Here is an 18,093-nt window from a genome sequence, read left to right as displayed (position 1 = left end):
ATGCCCTTATGAGCGGGACGAGTTGGGGCCCACGGATGTGAAGTGGGCGGCGGCAGCGGCGAGATCGGGTCCGTGGCGGCGGACGGGCACTCGGCCGGCAAGCCGGACGTTGGACCGTCATATCGACCCACGAGCCGTGTGTGTGCAGCGATTTCGCTGAGCCCTCACGGCTGTTCCGCACGCTCATCACAAAAGTTGCCGCATCGTGCGCAGGGTACCGGGCTGCGGCGTCCATGTCGTCTCGTAAGGTTTCCGCGTGGGATCACTGCGTAATCCGATCGGCCCCCTGCCTTCCTCCATCTACTGGCGCAGAAGGGCAGTTGCTCTTGCCGTCGTGGGGGTGCTTGTCCTGCTGACGGTCTGGGCGCTCGGCCTTGGCGGCGGTGACAGCGGCAACGAGGGCAAGGGCGACGACGGCAAGCCGCCCGTCAGCACGATCACCCCCGGGCCGACGGATTCCGGTCCGGCGATCACCGAACACCCGGGCGGGCGGGACGAGTCCACGGAGGGCGGCTCCCAGGGCGGCTCCGGCGGCGGAGGCGAAGACGGAGGCTCCGGCGGCGCGGGCGGCGGAGGGTCGGCCGGCGGTTCGGGCTGGAAGCCCGGCGGCAGCGGAGCCACGGGCTCCACGGGCGGCGACAGCGCAGGCGGCGGTTCCGCTTCCGGGGGCGGGAGTTCAGGCGGCGGCGGTACGGGAGGCTCCGCGGGCGGCGCGGCCGTACCGGCGGGTTCCAAGCTGCCCGGCTGCGGCAAGGGCGTCACGGTGTCCCTGCGCAGCGTCCACAAGGAGTACGAGGCAGGCGAGAAGCCGAAGTTCGAGCTGACCGCGACCAACAAGCGCGGCACCGCCTGCAAGCTCGACCTGGGACGTACGGCGACGGTCGTCACCATCAAGAACGCCGACGACGAGAAGATCTGGGCCTCGGACGACTGCGTACGCGACGAGAAGCCGGCGCTGTACCAGGTGCCCGCGAGCGGGACCTCGAAGCACACCTTCATCTGGCACCGGGAGGCGAGCGTGGCCGACTGCGGTACGCCCGCCGGGGGTTCGGCGGAGCCCGGGGACTACGAGATCGAAGTCGACGTCAAGGGCCTGAAGAAGCTCGACGCCTCCTTCGAACTGAAATAGGAGGCCCGGCGGCGGCGCCGGGCGGCGCGCGCACCGTGCGCCAGGCTCGTGCCGCGCGCCCTGCGCGGTGCGGATGCGGATGTGGATTCAGAGGCCGTTGCCCGTACTGTGTGGCTCCCGTGGCCGCTGCCCCGTACTAGACGTACCGCTCCAGGATGCTGGACTCCGCGAGCCTGGAGAGCCCCTCCCGCACCGAGCGGGCCCGTGCCTCGCCGACTCCGTCGACCGTCTGAAGATCGTCGACGCTCGCCGCGAGCAGCTTCTGAAGGCCCCCGAAGTGCTCGACGAGCCGCTCGATGACCGTGCCCGGCAGCCGCGGCACCTTCGCCAGCAGCCGGAAACCGCGCGGCGAGACGGCCGAGTCCAACGTCTCGGGGGCGCCGCTGTAGCCCAACGCCCGTGCCACCGTGGGCAGTTCGAGCAGCTCGGAGTGGGTGAGGCGGTCCAGCTCGCTGAGGGCCTCGCCGACCGTACGGGACCGGCGCCCGCTCGGCTCCGGCACATAGTCCCGCGCCACCAGCTCGCGCTCGGGCTCGACGCCCGCGATCAACTCGTCGAGCTGGAGGGAGAGCAGCCGCCCGTCCGTGCCCAACTCCACGACGTACTCCGCGATCTCCGTGGCGATGCGGCGCACCATCTCCAGCCTCTGCGCCACGGCGGAGACGTCGCGCACCGTCACCAGGTCCTCGATCTCCAGCGCGGAGAGGGTGCCCGCGACCTCGTCCAGCCGCAGCTTGTACCGCTCCAGCGTGGCGAGGGCCTGGTTGGCGCGGGAGAGGATGGCGGCCGAGTCCTCCAGCACGCGGCGCTGCCCGTCGACGTAGAGCGCGATCAGGCGCATCGACTGGCTGACCGACACCACCGGATATCCGGTCTGGATCGAGATCCGCTGTGCGGTGCGGTGCCGGGTGCCCGTCTCCTCCGTCGGAATGGAGGGGTCCGGCACCAACTGCACGCCCGCCCGGACGATCTTGGTGACGTCGCGGTCGATGATCAGCGCGCCGTCCAGCTTGCACAGCTCGCGCAGCCGCGTCGCCGTGAAGTCGACGTCGAGCACGAAACCGCCGGTGCACAGCGGCTCGACGTGCCTGTCCATGCCGAGAAGGATCAGTCCGCCGGTGTTGCCCCGCAGGACCCGCTCCAGGCCGTCGCGCAGGGCCGTACCGGGCGCGACCGCGCTCAGCGTGGCGCGCATCAGGCCCTCGGCACCGGAACCTCCCCCACCGGTCCTGCCGGGAGCTGCTGCCCGGTCATTGGCTGCCACGGCACTCCTTCGGTCGTTCGTGCGTACGGGCGGGACCGGGGCAAAGTCTACCGGCGGCGCGCGCAGCACCCTACTGCGCTGGCGCGGCGGACCCGGGCTGAAGCCTGCCCGTCGCACGGGAACGGGCGGGCAGTACCGCCAGCGCCTCCCCGACGTCCGCGACCTCGCGCACGCGCATGCCCTCCGGAACCCTGCCGGGGTCCGCCGGCACGAGGGCGTGGGTGAAGCCCAGACGGGCGGCCTCGGCGAGCCTGCGCTGCACGCCTGTGACACGGCGCACCTCGCCAGCGAGCCCCACCTCGCCTATCGCCACGAGGTTCTTGGGGAGCGGGGTGTCGCTCGCCGCGCTCGCGAGCGCCAGCGCGACCGCGAGATCGGCGGCCGGCTCGGAGAGCTTCACGCCGCCGACCGTCGCGCTGTAGATGTCCCGCTTGCCGAGCGCGCTGATACGGCCGCGCTGCTCCAGCACCGCCAGCATCATCGATACACGGGAGGTCTCGAGCCCGGACGTCGTGCGCCGCGGCGAGGGGATCTGGCTGTCCACCGTCAGCGCCTGCACCTCCGCGACGAGGGGACGCCGCCCCTCCAGCGTCACCGTCAGACAGGTGCCCGGCACCGGCTCCGCGCGGCGGGTCAGGAACAGGCCCGACGGGTCGGCGAGACCGGTGATGCCCTCGTCGTGCAACTCGAAGCAGCCGACCTCGTCCGTCGTCCCGTACCGGTTCTTCACGCCGCGCACCAGGCGCAGCCGGGCGTGCCTGTCGCCCTCGAAGTGCAGCACCACGTCGACGAGATGCTCCAGCAGACGGGGGCCCGCGATCGAACCGTCCTTCGTGACATGGCCGACCAGCAGCGTGGACATGCCCCGCTCCTTGGAGGCGCGGATCAGGGCCGCGGCCACCTCCCGCACCTGTGCGACGCCGCCCGCGGCGCCGTCGACCTCGGGCGAGGCGACCGTCTGGACCGAGTCCATGATCAGCAGGCTGGGCTTCACCTCGTCGAGGTGCGCGAGCACGGCGGAGAGGTCGGTCTCCGCGGCCAGATACAGGTGGTCTCCGATGGCGCCGATGCGGTCGGCGCGCAGCCGCACCTGGCCCGCGGACTCCTCGCCCGTGACATACAGCGTGCGGTGCTCCTCGTCGGAGGCCTTGGCCGCGACGTCCAGCAGCAGCGTCGACTTGCCCACGCCGGGCTCGCCCGCGACCAGGACCACCGCTCCGGGGACGAGCCCGCCGCCGAGCACGCGGTCCAGCTCGGGCACTCCGGTGCCGCGGGCGGCGACCTGCGTGCCGTCGACCTGGCCGATGGGGAGCGCGGACGCCGAGACGCGGCCGGCCGCGGTCGTGCGCACGGCGGGGGCGCCGCCCACCTCGTCGACGGTGCCCCACGCATGGCACTCCGGGCAGCGGCCGAGCCACTTGGCCGTCTGCCAGCCGCATTCCGAACAGCGGTACGCGGGGCGGTCCTTGGCGGAGGTCTTACGGGCAGCCATGGACGTCACCGTAGACGGAAGCACCGACAACCGGGGTCCGCGGCAGGGTCATTCGGCCCGGGGAGCGGCGGGAGCGGTGCGGGCGGGCGGCACGGAGGAGCACGGAGGAGGCGGTGCCGGCGGGCGGCCGGACGGTCGGCGCGGCACGAACTCGCGCCCGGTGCAAGGGCGTAGCCGTCACCCACGAGTGAACGCGCCCGGTCCTACGAGGTACCGTACATCCCCTTTCGTGGGATCTGGTCACCCGTAAGGATTAAACCTGGGCAACTCCGTCCGCAGCGGAAGCCCCGCACGCCTACCGTCTCCGGGTGATGAGCAGCAGGCGCGACCACCCCACGCACACCACCGGTGCACACCGTGCGCATTCGGTGCGGCGGCCGAAGCGGCACCAACGCTCCGGTGCGTCGAAGGTCTTCAGCAGATCCGGAGCGTCCTCCGGGCGTGCGGCCGACTCCGGGCCGGCGGCGGAGGCTTCGGCCGCCGCCGACGCCCCGGCGGGCACAGCGGGCACCGCGTCCGCGGCCGGCGCGAGCGCGGGGGCGACCTCGGGCCCGACGGCCGGCGCGGTCCCGCCGCCCCCCGAGGGACGGGCGCGTGCCCGCACAAGTCGCGGCGCTGCGGCCTCCGTTGCGGACGGCCCGGCCTCCGGCTCGGTCCCGACGGCCGTGGCGACCGCCGCGTCCGGACAGGCCGCCGAGGGCTCGCCGGAATCGGGGACGGCGCGCTATGAGCCGTATCTGGACGGCCTGTTCACGTACTGCCTGTCGGTGATGTGCGAGCACGACGCCGCGATCAGCGCCGTGGGCGAGACGCTCGTGATCGCCGAGCGGCAGTTCGACCGCGACCGTGCCCCCGTGCGCCGCACCCTCCACCGCCCGTGGCTGTACGCGCTGGCCCGCTGGGTCTGCCTGCGCAGACTGGCCGAGCAGAGCGGCCGCGACGGCAAGCGGGGCACCGTGCCCGCCACGGCCCCCCATCTCACCGAGGCCGCCCGCACCCAGCGCCGCCGGGACCTCGCCGCGCTCGCCTGGCCCGAGGCCGCGGGCACCACGCCCGAGCAGCGCGAGGCGCTGGAGCTGGCCGTACGCCACGGGCTGCCGGCGCACGAGGTGGCGGCCGTGCTGTCGCTGAGCGCGGAGGCCGCCAGCGTGCTGCTCTCACAGGCCGCCTGCGAGGTCGAGCGCACCCGCGCCGCGCTCGCCGTCGTCAAGTCCGGTGGCTGCCGGGTGGTTTCGGGGCTCGCCGGGGAGGACCAGCTGCTGCTCGGACCGGCCTTCCGGCGCGAGCTCGTCAAGCACGTTGACGAGTGCACGCACTGCCGCCGGGCCGCCGAGCGCGCCATGTCGGGAGTCGCCTGGCCGGGTACGGCACCGGCGGGCACGGCGGTGCTGGCCGTGCTGGAGGCCCCGCGCCCGGCCGTGGAAGCGGCGGTGCTCGCGGTGCGGCGCGCGCGCTGCCGCCACACGCCCCGCTTCGACAAGACCGGCTTCCCGATGGAGATCAAGGACCGTGGCGCGCGACGCGACCGGCTGCGCAGCAGGGCCGTGACCACCACGGTCGTGGCCACGGTCGTCGCCGCGCCCGTGCTCGCGCTGTGGGCCGCCTACCGCGGCGCTCCGCTCACGGGCGAATCGGACGGCTCCTCCATCTCGGCCGGCAGGGACGACGAATCGTCCCTGCGAGGGCATCCCTTCGAGAACGCCGCGCAGGGACGGGTGCGGGCCCACGACGGGCACCGGCACCAGAGCAAGGACGCCGACTCCCGCAAGAAGCACGGCCGTTCGGGCAAGGACGGCAAGCGTGCGAAGCACGGCGAGTCCGCGGACGGCCGGACCACGGAGGCCGGGCGGCTCAGCGTCGACGCGCGTGCGGCGGGCGACTCGACCCTCATCAGGCTCTCCGCGAGCGGGAGTTCGCCCGTGCGCTGGTCGATGTCGGGCGGCGCGCCGTGGCTGGCGTTCAGCCGTACGAGCGGCGTGCTGAGCCCGGGCGAGACCATGACCGTACGGGTCACGGTGATCCGCAGCCGCGAGCCCGCGGGGTACTGGTCCGCGCACATCCGGGTCGCGCCGTCCGGTGCCGTCGTCACGATGCAGGGGCGGGGCTCGGGCTCCAGCTCCCCGACGCCGCCGCCGTCCGAGGATCCGACTCCTCCGCCGTCGGACGACCCCACCAGCCCGCCGCCGTCCGACGATCCGTCGACGCCGCCCCCGTCCGATCCCCCGTCGTCGGGCGGAGCCAGTTCGTCGGCGGCCGACTGACCCGGCGCCCCGCTGAGGGGCGGGGCGCCGGGCCGGTGAGGATCCTGCCGCGGGGGCGTGACCGCCGGGCCGGTGCCGCCGCCGGTCAGTTCTGCTGCGGTTGCTGCTGCCGAGGTGACACGGGCCGGTCGGCCGGGTGCGGAGCGAGAAGCGGCAGCGGTACGAAGGCCGAACCGGAGCCGGTGCGGGCGCCGTTGTCCGTTCCCGCGTGCGCACCGGAACCGGTACCGGCACTGCCGTCGCCCGCGCCCGCGTCCGCGTCCGCCGTCCGGAGACGCTGTTCGCACATCCCGGCCATGATCTCGTAGCCGGCCTCGCCCATCAGCTCGGTCAACTCCGGCCTGTACGAGACGTACACGGGCTCGCTCGCCCCGTGCGCCGAGGGCGCCGAAGTGCACCACCAGTGCAGGTCGTGCCCTCCCGGGCCCCAGCCCCGCCGGTCGTACTCGCCGATGGAGACGATCAACACCTGCTCGCCGTCGGCCTGTTCGACCCATTCGAAGGTTCTGCGGATCGGCAGCTGCCAGCACACGTCCGGCTTCGTCTCCAGCGGCTCACGGCCCTCACGCAGCGCGAGCATGTGCAGCGCACAGCCCTGACCCCCGGGAAATCCCGGCCGGTTGTGGAAGATGCAGGCACCTTCCCAGCGACGCGTCTGCCGCTCACCGTCGTCCTCGTCCTTCTCGACCCAACCCGACTCCGTGCCCACGTCGTGGAATTGCCAGGTCTCCGGAGTCAGCCGTGCCACGTGCGTGGCGACGCGATCCTCGTCCTCCTCGTCGGAGAAGTGCGCCCCCAGCGTGCAGCAGCCGTCGTCCGCGCGGCCCGGGCGGATGCCCTGGCAGCCCCGCCCGAAGACGCAGTTCCAGCGCGAGGTGAGCCACGTCAGATCGCAGCGGAAGACCTGCTCCTCGTCGGCGGGGTCGGCGAACTCCACCCACGCACGCGGGAAGTCGAGACCGGTCTCCTCGGCGCGCGGGCCGGGACCGTCTCCCGGCTCCCGCCCGTCGGTCTCCTCCGCCTCGTCCGGCTCTTGTGTCCGCTGTGCGAGGCGCGCCTGCCGTGCCTGGCGCGCTTGCTGCTGTGCGTTCTGTCCCGGCGTTCCCGTATCGGCGCGTACGCCCTGCTTACGGCGCTTCGCCGCTTTCGTCTTTCCCACGTGCCCCAGCGTAGCCGTGGCGTCGCCGGATACGGCTAGCGTGACGGCATGAGACTCGGTGTCCTCGACGTGGGCTCGAACACGGTCCACCTTCTCGTCGTAGACGCGCACTCCGGCGCGCGTCCCCTTCCCGCCTACTCACACAAGGAAGAGCTGAGACTCGCCGAACTCCTCGACGAGAACGGCGCGATCAGCTCCGAGGGCGTCGAGCGCCTCGCAGCCACCGTGACCGCCGCGCTCCAGGTCGCCGAGGACCAGGGCGTCGAGGATCTGCTGCCGTTCGCCACCTCCGCCGTGCGCGAGGCCGCGAACGCCGAGCGGGTCCTGTCGCACGTCGCGGAGAAGACCGGCGTCAAGCTGGAGGTCCTCACGGGCGAGGACGAGGCACGGCTGACCTTCCTCTCCGCCCGCCGCTGGTTCGGCTGGTCCGTCGGCAGGTTGCTGCTGCTCGACATCGGCGGCGGCTCGCTGGAGATCGCCTACGGCCAGGACGAGGAGCCCGATGCGGCCGTCTCCCTGCCGCTGGGCGCCGGCCGGCTCACCACGGCATGGCTGCCGGACGACCCGCCGGAGGCCACCGACGTCAGGGAGCTGCGCCGTCATGTACGGGCCGAAATCGCGCGTGTCGTCGGGGAGTTCAGCCGCTTCAACGCGCCGGACCACGCGGTGGGCACGTCCAAGACGTTCAAGCAGCTCGCGCGCATCGCGGGGGCGGCACGCTCCGCCGAAGGCCCGTACGTCGAGCGGAAGTTGACCCTCGGCGCGCTGGAGGAGCAGGTCCCGCGGCTCGCGGCCATGACGGCGGACGAACGCTCCGGGCTGCCCGGCGTGTCCGAGGGCAGGGCCCGTCAACTCCTCGCCGGCGCACTGGTGGCGGAGGCGGCCATGGACCTCTTCCGTGTGCAGAAGGTCGAGATCTGCCCCTGGGCGCTGCGCGAGGGCGTGATCCTGCGCCGCCTCGACCATCTGCGGAGGTCGTGAGGGCGCCTCGCGGCCCGCTCCAGGCGCGGTTCAAGGCGCGCTGCGAGGCGCGGTTCAAGGCGTGCTTCTGGCGCGCTGCCGGCGCGGTTCGAGGTCGGATGAGGCCGGACGAGGCCCTGCATACGGCCTTGCCGTACCGCCCCGGTGTGCAGCCGCCCGGTTCCCGTTCACCCCGCGCGACCGCCGTGAGATCGCTCACGGCGGTCGGGTCCGTACGAGCGGGGCCGTGGCCTCCACGTTCCGCCCCGGAGACGGTGTGACCAGCGGTACGACCGGCGCGTACGTGACGCCGGGCCCGCTTTCGACGCCCCGGAGGACCTTCCGCGCGGAGCCTTAGGCTGTCTGCTGTGGTTCAACCTGCTGCGCACGTCCCAGATGTGAAGGTCGCGCTGTCCACGGCCTCCGTCTATCCGGAGTCGACGGCGACGGCCTTCGAGATCGCGGCACGCCTCGGCTACGACGGCGTCGAGGTCATGGTGTGGACGGACCCGGTCAGCCAGGACATCGAGGCGCTGCGCCGGCTCTCCGACTTCCACGGCGTGCCCGTGCTCGCCGTACACGCGCCCTGCCTGCTGATCACCCAGCGCGTGTGGTCCACCGATCCCTGGGTGAAGCTCCAGCGGGCGCGTACGGCCGCCGAGCGGCTCGGCGCTTCGACGGTCGTGGTGCACCCGCCCTTCCGGTGGCAGCGGAACTACGCGCGGGACTTCGTCCAGGGCGTGTGGCGGATGGCGGGGGAGACCGACGTGCGCTTCGCCGTGGAGAACATGTTCCCGTGGCGCTACCGCGACCGCGAGATGCTCGCCTACGCGCCCGACTGGGACCCCACCCAGGACGACTACCGGCACTTCACGATCGACCTCTCGCACACGGCGACCTCGCGCACCGACACCCTCGCCATGGTCGACCGCATGGGCGACCGCCTCGGCCACGTCCACATCGCCGACGGCAACGGCTCCAACAAGGACGAGCACCTGGTGCCGGGGCGCGGCACGCAGCCGTGCGCCGAACTGCTCCACCGGCTGGGCGAGAACGGCTTCGACGGCCACGTGGTGGTCGAGGTCAACACCCGCCGCGCGATGTCCGCCGCCGAGCGCGAGAGCGACCTCGCCGAGGCGCTCGCGTACACGCGGCTGCATCTCGCCCCGGCGGGCGTGGGGGGCGCGCCCGGCGGAGCCTCGGCGCCCGGAGGAGCGTCCGCGTCCCCGCAGGGGCAGCGGTGAGCCACGGAGGGCCGGTGCGCAGACGCGGCCGTCCCGCCTCCGCGGAGAAGGCCGAGGGGGAGCCCGCGACGCGGGACCGGATCCTCGGCTCGGCACGTACGGAGTTCGGCGAACGCGGCTACGACAAGGCCTCGATCCGCGCCATCGCACGCGGCGCCGGCGTCGACTCCGCGCTCGTGCACCACTACTTCGGCACCAAGGAGCAGGTCTTCGCCGCCGCCGTGCAGGGCGCGTTCGCCCCGGCCCTGGGCATCCCCGACATGCTGCTGTCGGGCAGCCCCGAGGAGTGGGGCGAGCAGCTCGTCGGCTACGTCTTCGGCATCTGGGAGGACGCGGCCACCCGCGATCCGCTGCTGGCGATCCTGCGTTCCGCCGTGAGCAACGAGACGGCGGCCGCCATCTTCCGCGGCCTCGTCTCCAGGAACCTGCTGGAGCGGGTCGCCGCCGGGCTGGAGCAGGTCTCCGCCGGGCTCGACGAGCCGGACGCGGCGCTGCGGGTGGAGCTGGCGCTCGCGCAGCTCGTGGGCACGGCGATGCTGCGTTACGTGATCAAGGTGGAGCCGATCGCCTCGGCCCGGCCGGAGGAGCTGATTCCGCGGCTGGCGCCGGTGGTGCAGCGCCATCTGACCGGCTGAGGACGGGCCGCGGAGCCGCGTACGTACGTGCGCGCCGCGAGCGCACAGCCGTGAAAGGCCGTTCCCCGGCGCCCCCGCCTTACGGAACCGCCCCGCGGAACCGTCCCCACGGAACCGCCCCGCAGAACCCCCCTCCGGAACCGCGTCACGGTCCGCCCCACCGCAAGGTCTCATCATGTGATCCCGTGGTCCGGATCCCGGTCCCGGGGCGTACCCTCGGGGCCTGCGCATGTGCGAGCCGCCGCCGAGTCGAGGCGCCGCAAGCCCGGTGCCGGGCGGCGAGCACCGGACGACCCCACGCGTCGTCGGAAGGCGCACGTACCGTACGAGGAGTGCCACCATGCCCGAGTTGAGGTCCCGTACCGTCACCCACGGCCGCAACATGGCGGGGGCCCGAGCCCTCATGCAGGCCTCGGGCGTAGCGCGCGAGGACTTCGGCAAGCCGATCATCGCGGTGGCCAACAGCTTCACGGAGTTCGTGCCGGGCCACACCCACCTCCAGCCGGTCGGCCGGATCGTCAGCGAGGCCGTGCACGCGGCGGGCGGCATCCCGCGCGAGTTCAACACCATCGCCGTGGACGACGGCATCGCCATGGGCCACAGCGGAATGCTCTACTCGCTGCCGTCCCGCGACCTGATCGCGGACTCCGTCGAGTACATGACGGAGGCGCACTGCGCGGACGCCCTGATCTGCATCTCCAACTGCGACAAGATCACGCCGGGCATGCTGAACGCCGCGATGCGCCTGAACATCCCCACGGTCTTCGTCTCCGGCGGGCCGATGGAGTCCGGCACGGCGACCCTCGTCAACGGCACAGTCCGGAAGCTCGACTTGATCAGCGCCATCTCCGAGTCCGCGAACGACAGCGTCTCGGACGAGGACATGCGCCGCATCGAGGACAGCGCCTGCCCCACCTGCGGCTCCTGCTCGGGGATGTTCACCGCCAACTCGATGAACTGCCTCACCGAGGCCATCGGCCTGTCCCTCCCCGGCAACGGCTCCGTCCTCGCCACGCACACCGCCCGCAAGGCGCTCTACGAGGACGCCGGCGCGACGGTCGTCGAGCTGGCCAGGCGCTACTACGAGCAGGACGACGCGACGGTGCTGCCCCGCAGCATCGGCGCCCGCCCGGCCTTCGAGAACGCCATGGCCCTCGACATCGCCATGGGCGGCTCCACCAACACGATCCTGCACCTGCTGGCCGCCGCCCAGGAGGCCGAACTCGACTTCACCATGGCGGACATCGACGCGCTCTCGCGCTCGCTGCCCTGTCTGACGAAGGTCGCGCCCAACGGCACGTACTACATGGAGGACGTGCACCGCGCCGGCGGCATCCCCGCCATCCTCGGCGAGCTCTACCGCGCGGGCCTGCTGAACGAGGACGTGCACAGCGTGCACTCGCCGTCGCTCGCGGACTGGCTCAAGAGCTGGGACATCCGCGGCGGTTCGCCCTCGTCCAAGGCCACGGAGCTGTTCCACGCGGCGCCCGGCTGCGTCCGCTCCGCGTCGGCGTTCTCGCAGTCCGAGCAGTGGGACTCGCTCGACACGGACGCCGAGGGCGGCTGCATCCGCGACATCGAGCACGCGTACTCCACGGAGGGCGGCCTCGCCGTTCTGTACGGCAACCTCGCCGAGAACGGCTGCGTCGTGAAGACGGCGGGCGTCGACGAGTCGATCCTCACCTTCACCGGTCCCGCCGTGGTCTGCGAGTCGCAGGAGGAGGCCGTCGAGGCCATCCTCGCCAAGCGGGTCAAGGAGGGCGACGTCGTCGTCATCCGCTACGAGGGCCCCAAGGGCGGCCCCGGCATGCAGGAGATGCTCTACCCCACGTCGTTCCTCAAGGGCCGCGGGCTCGGCAAGGCGTGCGCGCTGATCACCGACGGGCGCTTCTCGGGCGGCACTTCGGGCCTGTCCATCGGGCACGTCTCGCCCGAGGCGGCCGGCGGCGGCGCCATCGCGCTCGTCGAGACCGACGACGAGATCGTCATCGACATCCCGAACCGCACCCTCCGGCTGAACGTCCCCGACGAGGAACTCGCCGCCCGCCGCACCGCGCTGAACGGCACGTACGCGCCGCGCGACCGCGAGCGGAAGGTCTCCACGGCGCTGCGGGCGTACGCGGCGATGGCCACCAGCGCCGACAAGGGCGCGGTGCGCGACCTGACGCAGATCGGCGGCTAGGGGCAGGGGCCTGGGGGCCAGGCGCCCGGAGGCCATCCGGCCGGGCGGCCTCCGGGCGACGAGGGCTGTTCGCGCTGCGCGCTGCTCGCTAGTCGTGCGGCGCGTGCCCCGCGTCCGCGGGCCGTACCCCCGGTGCGGAGGGTCCGCCGCCCGCTGTGCCCGCCGCGTCCGCCGAGCCCCGGACCTCCGAACCGGCCGCCGCCGCCCGGGAGTTGTGCTGCGCCTCCCACGCGGCCAGCGCCGTCCCGCACGCATGGTCGACATGCCGCAGCCCCGCCAGATCGAGTTCCACCCTGCGGTCGTACGGAAGCGCCTCCAGCTGGTCGAGCAGCTTGGGCAGTCGCAGGAAGGTCGCATTGCCCAGCACCCGTACGCGCAGCGCCAGCCGCGCGTCCCCACCGGCGGCCGCACCCGAGCCCGCTCCCGCACCCGGGCCCGCTCCCGCCCCAACGCCCCCGTCCTGACCGGCACCTCGACCGGAGTCGCGGCCCGGCTCCTCGGTCTCCACCTGTACGTGTGAGATCTCCCACGCGGACTTGACCACCGCCAGCAGCAGCCCGATCAGCACTCCCTCGAACATGTTGATCCCCACGATCGCCAGCGCCGTCACCCCCAGCACCACCGCCTCGGCCCGATGCTCCCGCCACAGCGGCCCCAACTCCCGTACCGGGATGAGCTTCCAGCCCGCGTGCACCAGCACCCCCGCGAGCGCCGCCACCGGAATCACTCCCAGCGCCCACGGCAGCGCCGCGGCGAAGAGCAGCAGCCACACACCGTGCAGCACACGCGAAGCCTTGGTACGCGCACCCGCCGACACGTTCGCGGAGCTGCGCACGATCACCGCGGTCATCGGCAGCGCGCCGAGCACCCCGCACACCGCGTTGCCCGCGCCCTGCGCCATCAGCTCCCTGTCGTAGTCCGTACGCGGACCGCCGTGCAGCCGGTCCACGGCCGCCGCGCTGAACAGCGACTCCGCGGACGCGATCAGCGTGAAGGCGGCCACCGTCGCGAGCACGCCGGGCGACAGCAGCGCCCCGAAGTCGCCGGCACCGGGCGGCTGTACGGCCTCCAGCAGCCCCCGCACCCGTACGCGCTCGACCGGGAGCCCGAAGACGGCCGTCACCGCCGTAGCCAGACCCACGGCGGCCAGCGGCGCGGGCAGCACCCTCGCGCCGGGCCGCCACTTCGGCCAGAGGACCAGCACCGCCACGGTCCCGGCCCCGAGAAGCGCGGCCGCCGGAGCCGTCTCACCGCCGAGCAGCCCGGCCACCAGGCCCGGCAGGCCCGCGAGCTTTCCGAGGCCGGTGCCGGGTGCCTCCGCGCCGACGAGCGCATAGACCTGCCCGGCGATCAGCACCAGCCCGATCCCCGCGAGCATGCCCTGCACCACGGCGACCGAGATCGCCCGGAACCACCTGCCCAGCCGCAGCGCGCCCATGGCCAGCTGCAACAGGCCCGCGCCCAGCACCAGTACGCCGAGCACGCCGAGGCCGTACGACTGCACGGCCTCGTATACGAGAACGGCCAGACCGGCCGCGGGGCCGCTGACCTGGAGGCTGCTGCCCGGCAGCAGCCCCGTGACGAGCCCGCCCACGATCCCGGTGACCAGGCCCAGTTCGGCCGGTACACCGGACGCGAAGGCGATGCCGACGCACAGGGGGAGGGCGACGAGGAAGACGACGAGGGACGCGGTGACATCGGCACGCAGGACCGTGCGCACACCGGGCTTCGGAGAAGACGTCGGAGAAGGCTTCGAAGAGGACATGGGGTATCTCCAGCCCGTCCCGCCGTCCCGGCGGCGCAGGTCACGCGCGGCAGGACGGGCGGGAACGGGTCGTTGCAGAGGTTCGCTGAAGCGTTGTACGGGGGCGGGCCGTACGGGACCGGCCGTATGGAACGGACCTGTCGTTACGGAGGCGGATGCGCCCGGCGGGCAGGTCAGCCGGCGGCCCGCGCCCGACCCGGCGCAGACCCCTGACCCGGCGGCCACGCCGGACACACGCGAACTGTCAGCAGCGGAAGGTCTGATGGAGCAGCGGCAGGGCGACGGAGGTCCCCCTCGGCGCCGCTTCGCGCACGCCCGCCGCCACCGCATGTGAAAGCCGCGTGGCGCCCGCACGCACATCGCGCCCGTACGCACGCCCGGGAACTCCGACGGGCGCCGCCACGCCCCCGGCGCGACGCGGCCCGTGCCGCGGCTTGCAGTCGTCCTCGGCCGTCCCCGGGTGCTCGTACGGAACTGCCGTGTAACCGGGGGCTGTTGCCGACGTACGGACGCTCACCGCACCGGGCTGCGCGCACGCGCACTCGACGCCGAGCAGAGCGGCGAGCAGCAGCACCAGGGCGGTGACGAGTGCCCGCGCTGCGCTGCGCCCGCTGCCCGGCATCACGTCCCCTTCGGCCCGCTGGTCACGAAGCCGGGCATCGCGATCTCAGACATCACGAACCCGGGCATCCCGTCCTTGACAAGAGCATTCATTGTGTCAACTGCCCTGTACGCGTACGCAAGTCGGCACATGCAGTCGGCGTGAAAGGCCCGTACGGATGGCTGTATCCGGACCCCGTCCCGCCCTCCGGGAAGTGCGCTCGTCACCGCCGCTTGACGCCGGCGACGAGCGCGCCCCACAATTCATCGCATGATGAATAAACATCCCGCCGCAGCCACGGCAGGAGGCACCGGAGCAGCGGCCGAGCCTGCCGGGTCAGGCCGCCCGGCCATCCACGCCGACCACCTCACCGTCGTCCGCGGCGGCCACAAGGTCGTCGACGACCTCACCTTCGACGTCCCCGCCGGCACGGTCACCGGGCTGCTGGGCCCGTCCGGCTGCGGCAAGTCGACGCTCATGCGCGCGATCGTCGGCACCCAGGCGAAGGTCACCGGCACCCTCGACGTGCTCGGCCGCCCGGCGGGCTCGGCACCGCTGCGCGCCCGCGTCGGCTACGTCACCCAGGACCCCTCCGTCTACGGAGACCTCACCGCCCGCCAGAACCTCGACTACTACGCGGCCGTGCTCGGCGTCCCCCGCCGTGAGCGCCCCGCGATGGTGGACCGCGTCCTGCACGACGTGGACCTCGCCGACCACGGCGACTCCCTCACGGCGAACCTCTCCGGCGGCCAGCACTCCCGCGTCTCTCTCGCGGTCGCGCTTCTGGGCTCCCCCGAGCTGCTCGTGCTCGACGAGCCGACCGTCGGCCTCGATCCCGTACTCCGCCGCGACCTGTGGAACCTCTTCCACCGCCTCGCCGCCGAGCGCGGCACCACCCTCCTCATCTCCTCGCACGTGATGGACGAGGCGGACCGCTGCCAGAACCTCCTGCTGATGCGCTCGGGGCGGCTGCTGGCCGACGACTCACCGGACGCCCTGCGCGCCGGCACCGGCACCGGCTCGGTCGAGGACGCCTTCCTGCACCTCGTGGACGAGGCCCGCAAGGCAGAGTCGGCCACGGACTGAACCGGACTGAACCGGCTGCCGACGGAAGCGCTCGCCGACGCGGCCCCCGTTCAGACTTCACGCCCCTTCACCTCCCGACCCCGACCAGCCGCCGCCACCGCCCCCCGGAGACACAGCCATGAAACCGGCCCGCACCCTCGCCACCGCCCGGCGCGTACTGCGCCAACTCGGCCACGACCACCGCACCATCGCGCTGCTGCTGCTCGTGCCCGTACTGCTCCTCGTGCTCCTCTACTACGTCTTCGACGCCGACCGCCGCGCCTTCGACTCCATCGGCGCCTCACTGCTCGGCATCTTCCCGCTCGTGACGATGTTCCTGGTCACCTCCATCGCCACCCTCCGCGAACGCACGTCGGGCACCCTCGAGCGGCTGCTGTCCATGCCGCTCGGCAAGGGCGATCTCATCGCCGGCTACGCGCTGGCCTTCGGCGTACTGGCCGTGGTCCAGGCGTCCATCGCCACCGGCGTCGCCGTCTGGCTGCTCGACCTCGACTTCGCGGGCTCGCCCGGGATGCTGCTGCTGATCGCCCTGCTCGACGCGATCCTCGGCACGGCCCTGGGCCTCTTCGTGAGCGCGTTCGCGGCGTCTGAGTTCCAGGTCGTGCAGTTCATGCCGGCGGTGATCTTCCCGCAGATCCTCCTCTGCGGCCTGTTCGCTCCGCGCGACACCATGCAGCCCGTCCTCGAATACATCTCCAACGTCCTGCCGATGTCGTACGCCGTCGACGGCATGAACGAAGTCCTCCAACACACCGACCCCACGGGCGACTTCGTACGGGACGCCGTCATCGTCGCCGGCTCGGCCCTCCTCGTCCTCTGCGTGGGCGCGGCAACCCTGCGGCGCCGCACGCCGTGACGACCGGTACGCCGTAAGGACCGGTACGCCGTGAAAGCCGCCGTCGCGGCGCCGCCATCCACCACCCGGACGGTTGCGCCGCGTCCCCCGCGCCGGTGCGAGGATGAGGCACAGCACGCGTACGCACTGGACGAGGTGAACCGCCCCATGACCCAGAAAGTCGCCGTCCTCGGCACCGGCAAGATCGGCGAGGCCCTGCTCTCCGGCATGCTCAGGGGCGGCTGGTCACCGTCCAACCTCCTGGTCACCGCGCGCCGTTCCGAGCGGGCCCGTGAGCTACGCGAGCGCCACGGCGTGGAAGCCGTCAGCAACACCGAGGCCGCCAAGCGCGCGGACACCCTCATCCTCACCGTCAAGCCGCAGGACATGAGCACCCTGCTCGACGAACTCGCCCCGCACACCCCCGCCGAGCGACTGATCATCAGCGGAGCCGCGGGCATCCCCACCTCGCTCTTCGAGGAGCGCTTCCAGCCCGGCACCCCCGTCGTACGGGTCATGACCAACACCCCGGCCCTGGTGGACAAGGCGATGTCGGTCGTCTCCGCGGGCACCCACGCGACCGAGGAGCACCTGGCCCTCACCGAGGAGATCTTCAACGGCGTCGGCAAGACCCTCCGCGTCCCCGAGAGCCAGCAGGACGCCGCCACCGCCCTCTCGGGCTCCGGACCGGCCTACTTCTACTTCCTCGTCGAGGCCATGACCGACGCCGGGATCCTGCTCGGGCTGCCGCGCGACAAGGCGCACGACCTCATCGTCCAGGCCGCCGTGGGCGCAGCCACGATGCTCCGCGACAGCGGCGACCACCCGGTGACCCTGCGCGAGAACGTCACGTCCCCCGCGGGCACCACCATCAACGCCATCCGCGAGCTGGAGAACCACCGCGTCCGCGCCGCGGTACTGGACGCCCTGGAGGCGGCACGCGACCGCAGCCGCGAACTGGCCGCCGGCAAGGGCTGATTCACGCCCGCGCCCCCTCCCGGAACTCGTTTTGGGACACGTACGAGCGTGGTGTAGCCTCTAACAGTTGCCGGTCAGCCGTGATGGCCACACCGGTGACGCTCCCGCCGTCCGACGGCAACCACTGACGATGTGATCTCCCCTTCACGGGGCTGTTTTTCGTGTGCCTGTGTGTGTGCGGAAATCAGTTCGGTGGGGGTGTGCGGTGTCTCGATTTTGAGGTGCCGGGGGGATTCCTCTAATGTGGCGGCCGCGTCGGAAGGCGCCCCCTCCGGCTGGGGAATCGGATACGTGGAAACCGGGCTTGGAAACGACCGGGAAAAGCGTCTGATAGAGTCGGGGAACACCGAGAGGGAAGCCCGGAGCGGCCTGTTGTGGGTCTGTGATGGAAGCGTCCGTTCTTTGAGAACTCAACAGCGTGCCAAAAGTCAACGCCAGATATGTTGATACCCCGTGCCCTGGGGCTTGGTCCTTGGGGTGGGGATTTCTTTGATGACAGCGA

Annotated in this window: 14 protein-coding genes; 9 read left to right on the top strand and 5 right to left on the bottom strand. The window is 72.5% G+C overall.

What is annotated here, in order from left to right; translation table 11 throughout:
• Positions 1 to 256 precede the first annotated feature (256 nt).
• Positions 257 to 1,129, top strand: coding sequence for a hypothetical protein (locus HCC61_RS22620; RefSeq protein WP_169138216.1), 873 nt, complete (start codon positions 257 to 259; stop codon positions 1,127 to 1,129).
• Between the two features lie 136 nt (positions 1,130 to 1,265).
• On the opposite strand, the gene disA is transcribed toward HCC61_RS22620, so the two are convergent.
• Both disA and radA read right to left on the bottom strand, forming a co-directional pair.
• Positions 1,266 to 2,393 (bottom strand): DNA integrity scanning diadenylate cyclase DisA, encoded by a 1,128-nt coding sequence (disA, locus tag HCC61_RS22615; RefSeq protein WP_169138214.1) that lies wholly within the window; start codon positions 2,391 to 2,393, stop codon positions 1,266 to 1,268.
• Between the two features lie 70 nt (positions 2,394 to 2,463).
• Positions 2,464 to 3,885 (bottom strand): DNA repair protein RadA, encoded by a 1,422-nt coding sequence (gene radA / locus HCC61_RS22610; RefSeq protein WP_169138212.1) that lies wholly within the window; start codon positions 3,883 to 3,885, stop codon positions 2,464 to 2,466.
• Positions 3,886 to 4,196: 311 nt separating this feature from the next.
• On the opposite strand from radA, the gene HCC61_RS22605 reads away from it, so the two are divergent.
• Positions 4,197 to 6,146 carry a sigma-70 family RNA polymerase sigma factor gene (locus tag HCC61_RS22605; RefSeq protein WP_169138210.1) on the top strand — a complete coding sequence of 650 codons (1,950 nt, stop codon included), beginning with the start codon at positions 4,197 to 4,199 and terminating at the stop codon, positions 6,144 to 6,146.
• Between the two features lie 85 nt (positions 6,147 to 6,231).
• Here HCC61_RS22605 and HCC61_RS22600 read toward each other — a convergent pair whose 3' ends face one another.
• Positions 6,232 to 7,305: a hypothetical protein gene (locus tag HCC61_RS22600; protein WP_346777338.1), complete on the bottom strand. Its 1,074-nt coding sequence runs from the start codon at positions 7,303 to 7,305 to the stop codon at positions 6,232 to 6,234.
• A gap of 48 nt (positions 7,306 to 7,353) precedes the next feature.
• On the opposite strand from HCC61_RS22600, the gene HCC61_RS22595 reads away from it, so the two are divergent.
• From HCC61_RS22595 to ilvD, 4 genes are all read left to right on the top strand, one after another.
• On the top strand, positions 7,354 to 8,286 hold the full coding sequence (locus tag HCC61_RS22595) for a Ppx/GppA phosphatase family protein (RefSeq protein ID WP_169138208.1): 933 nt from the start codon (positions 7,354 to 7,356) through the stop codon (positions 8,284 to 8,286).
• Between the two features lie 347 nt (positions 8,287 to 8,633).
• Positions 8,634 to 9,509: a sugar phosphate isomerase/epimerase gene (locus HCC61_RS22590; RefSeq protein WP_169138206.1), complete on the top strand. Its 876-nt coding sequence runs from the start codon at positions 8,634 to 8,636 to the stop codon at positions 9,507 to 9,509.
• A gap of 14 nt (positions 9,510 to 9,523) precedes the next feature.
• A complete protein-coding gene (locus HCC61_RS22585) occupies positions 9,524 to 10,144 on the top strand; it encodes a TetR family transcriptional regulator (RefSeq protein ID WP_169138204.1) in 621 nt (206 codons plus the stop codon).
• A 340-nt stretch (positions 10,145 to 10,484) separates the two neighbouring features.
• On the top strand, positions 10,485 to 12,326 hold the full coding sequence (gene ilvD, locus HCC61_RS22580) for a dihydroxy-acid dehydratase (RefSeq protein WP_169138202.1): 1,842 nt from the start codon (positions 10,485 to 10,487) through the stop codon (positions 12,324 to 12,326).
• Positions 12,327 to 12,414: 88 nt separating this feature from the next.
• On the opposite strand, the gene HCC61_RS22575 is transcribed toward ilvD, so the two are convergent.
• Positions 12,415 to 14,091 carry a SulP family inorganic anion transporter gene (locus HCC61_RS22575; RefSeq protein ID WP_169138200.1) on the bottom strand — a complete coding sequence of 559 codons (1,677 nt, stop codon included), beginning with the start codon at positions 14,089 to 14,091 and terminating at the stop codon, positions 12,415 to 12,417.
• A gap of 244 nt (positions 14,092 to 14,335) precedes the next feature.
• Positions 14,336 to 14,713, bottom strand: coding sequence for a hypothetical protein (locus tag HCC61_RS22570; protein WP_169138198.1), 378 nt, complete (start codon positions 14,711 to 14,713; stop codon positions 14,336 to 14,338).
• Between the two features lie 252 nt (positions 14,714 to 14,965).
• On the opposite strand from HCC61_RS22570, the gene HCC61_RS22565 reads away from it, so the two are divergent.
• The 3 genes from HCC61_RS22565 (at position 14,966) to proC (ending at position 17,591) form a co-directional block, all read left to right on the top strand.
• Positions 14,966 to 15,778 (top strand): ABC transporter ATP-binding protein, encoded by an 813-nt coding sequence (locus HCC61_RS22565; protein WP_169138648.1) that lies wholly within the window; start codon positions 14,966 to 14,968, stop codon positions 15,776 to 15,778.
• 118 nt (positions 15,779 to 15,896) lie between these two features.
• On the top strand, positions 15,897 to 16,634 hold the full coding sequence (locus tag HCC61_RS22560; RefSeq protein WP_169138196.1) for an ABC transporter permease: 738 nt from the start codon (positions 15,897 to 15,899) through the stop codon (positions 16,632 to 16,634).
• Between the two features lie 147 nt (positions 16,635 to 16,781).
• The gene (proC, locus tag HCC61_RS22555) at positions 16,782 to 17,591 is read left to right on the top strand and encodes a pyrroline-5-carboxylate reductase (RefSeq protein WP_169138194.1); all 810 of its coding nucleotides are present in this window, start codon (positions 16,782 to 16,784) and stop codon (positions 17,589 to 17,591) included.
• The last annotated feature ends 502 nt before the right edge of the window (positions 17,592 to 18,093 follow it).

Source organism: Streptomyces sp. HNM0575, from assembly GCF_012726265.1.
Lineage (GTDB): Bacteria > Actinomycetota > Actinomycetes > Streptomycetales > Streptomycetaceae > Streptomyces.
Note: the sequence above shows the minus strand (reverse complement) of the source record. Positions and strands in the feature narration are given on the sequence as shown.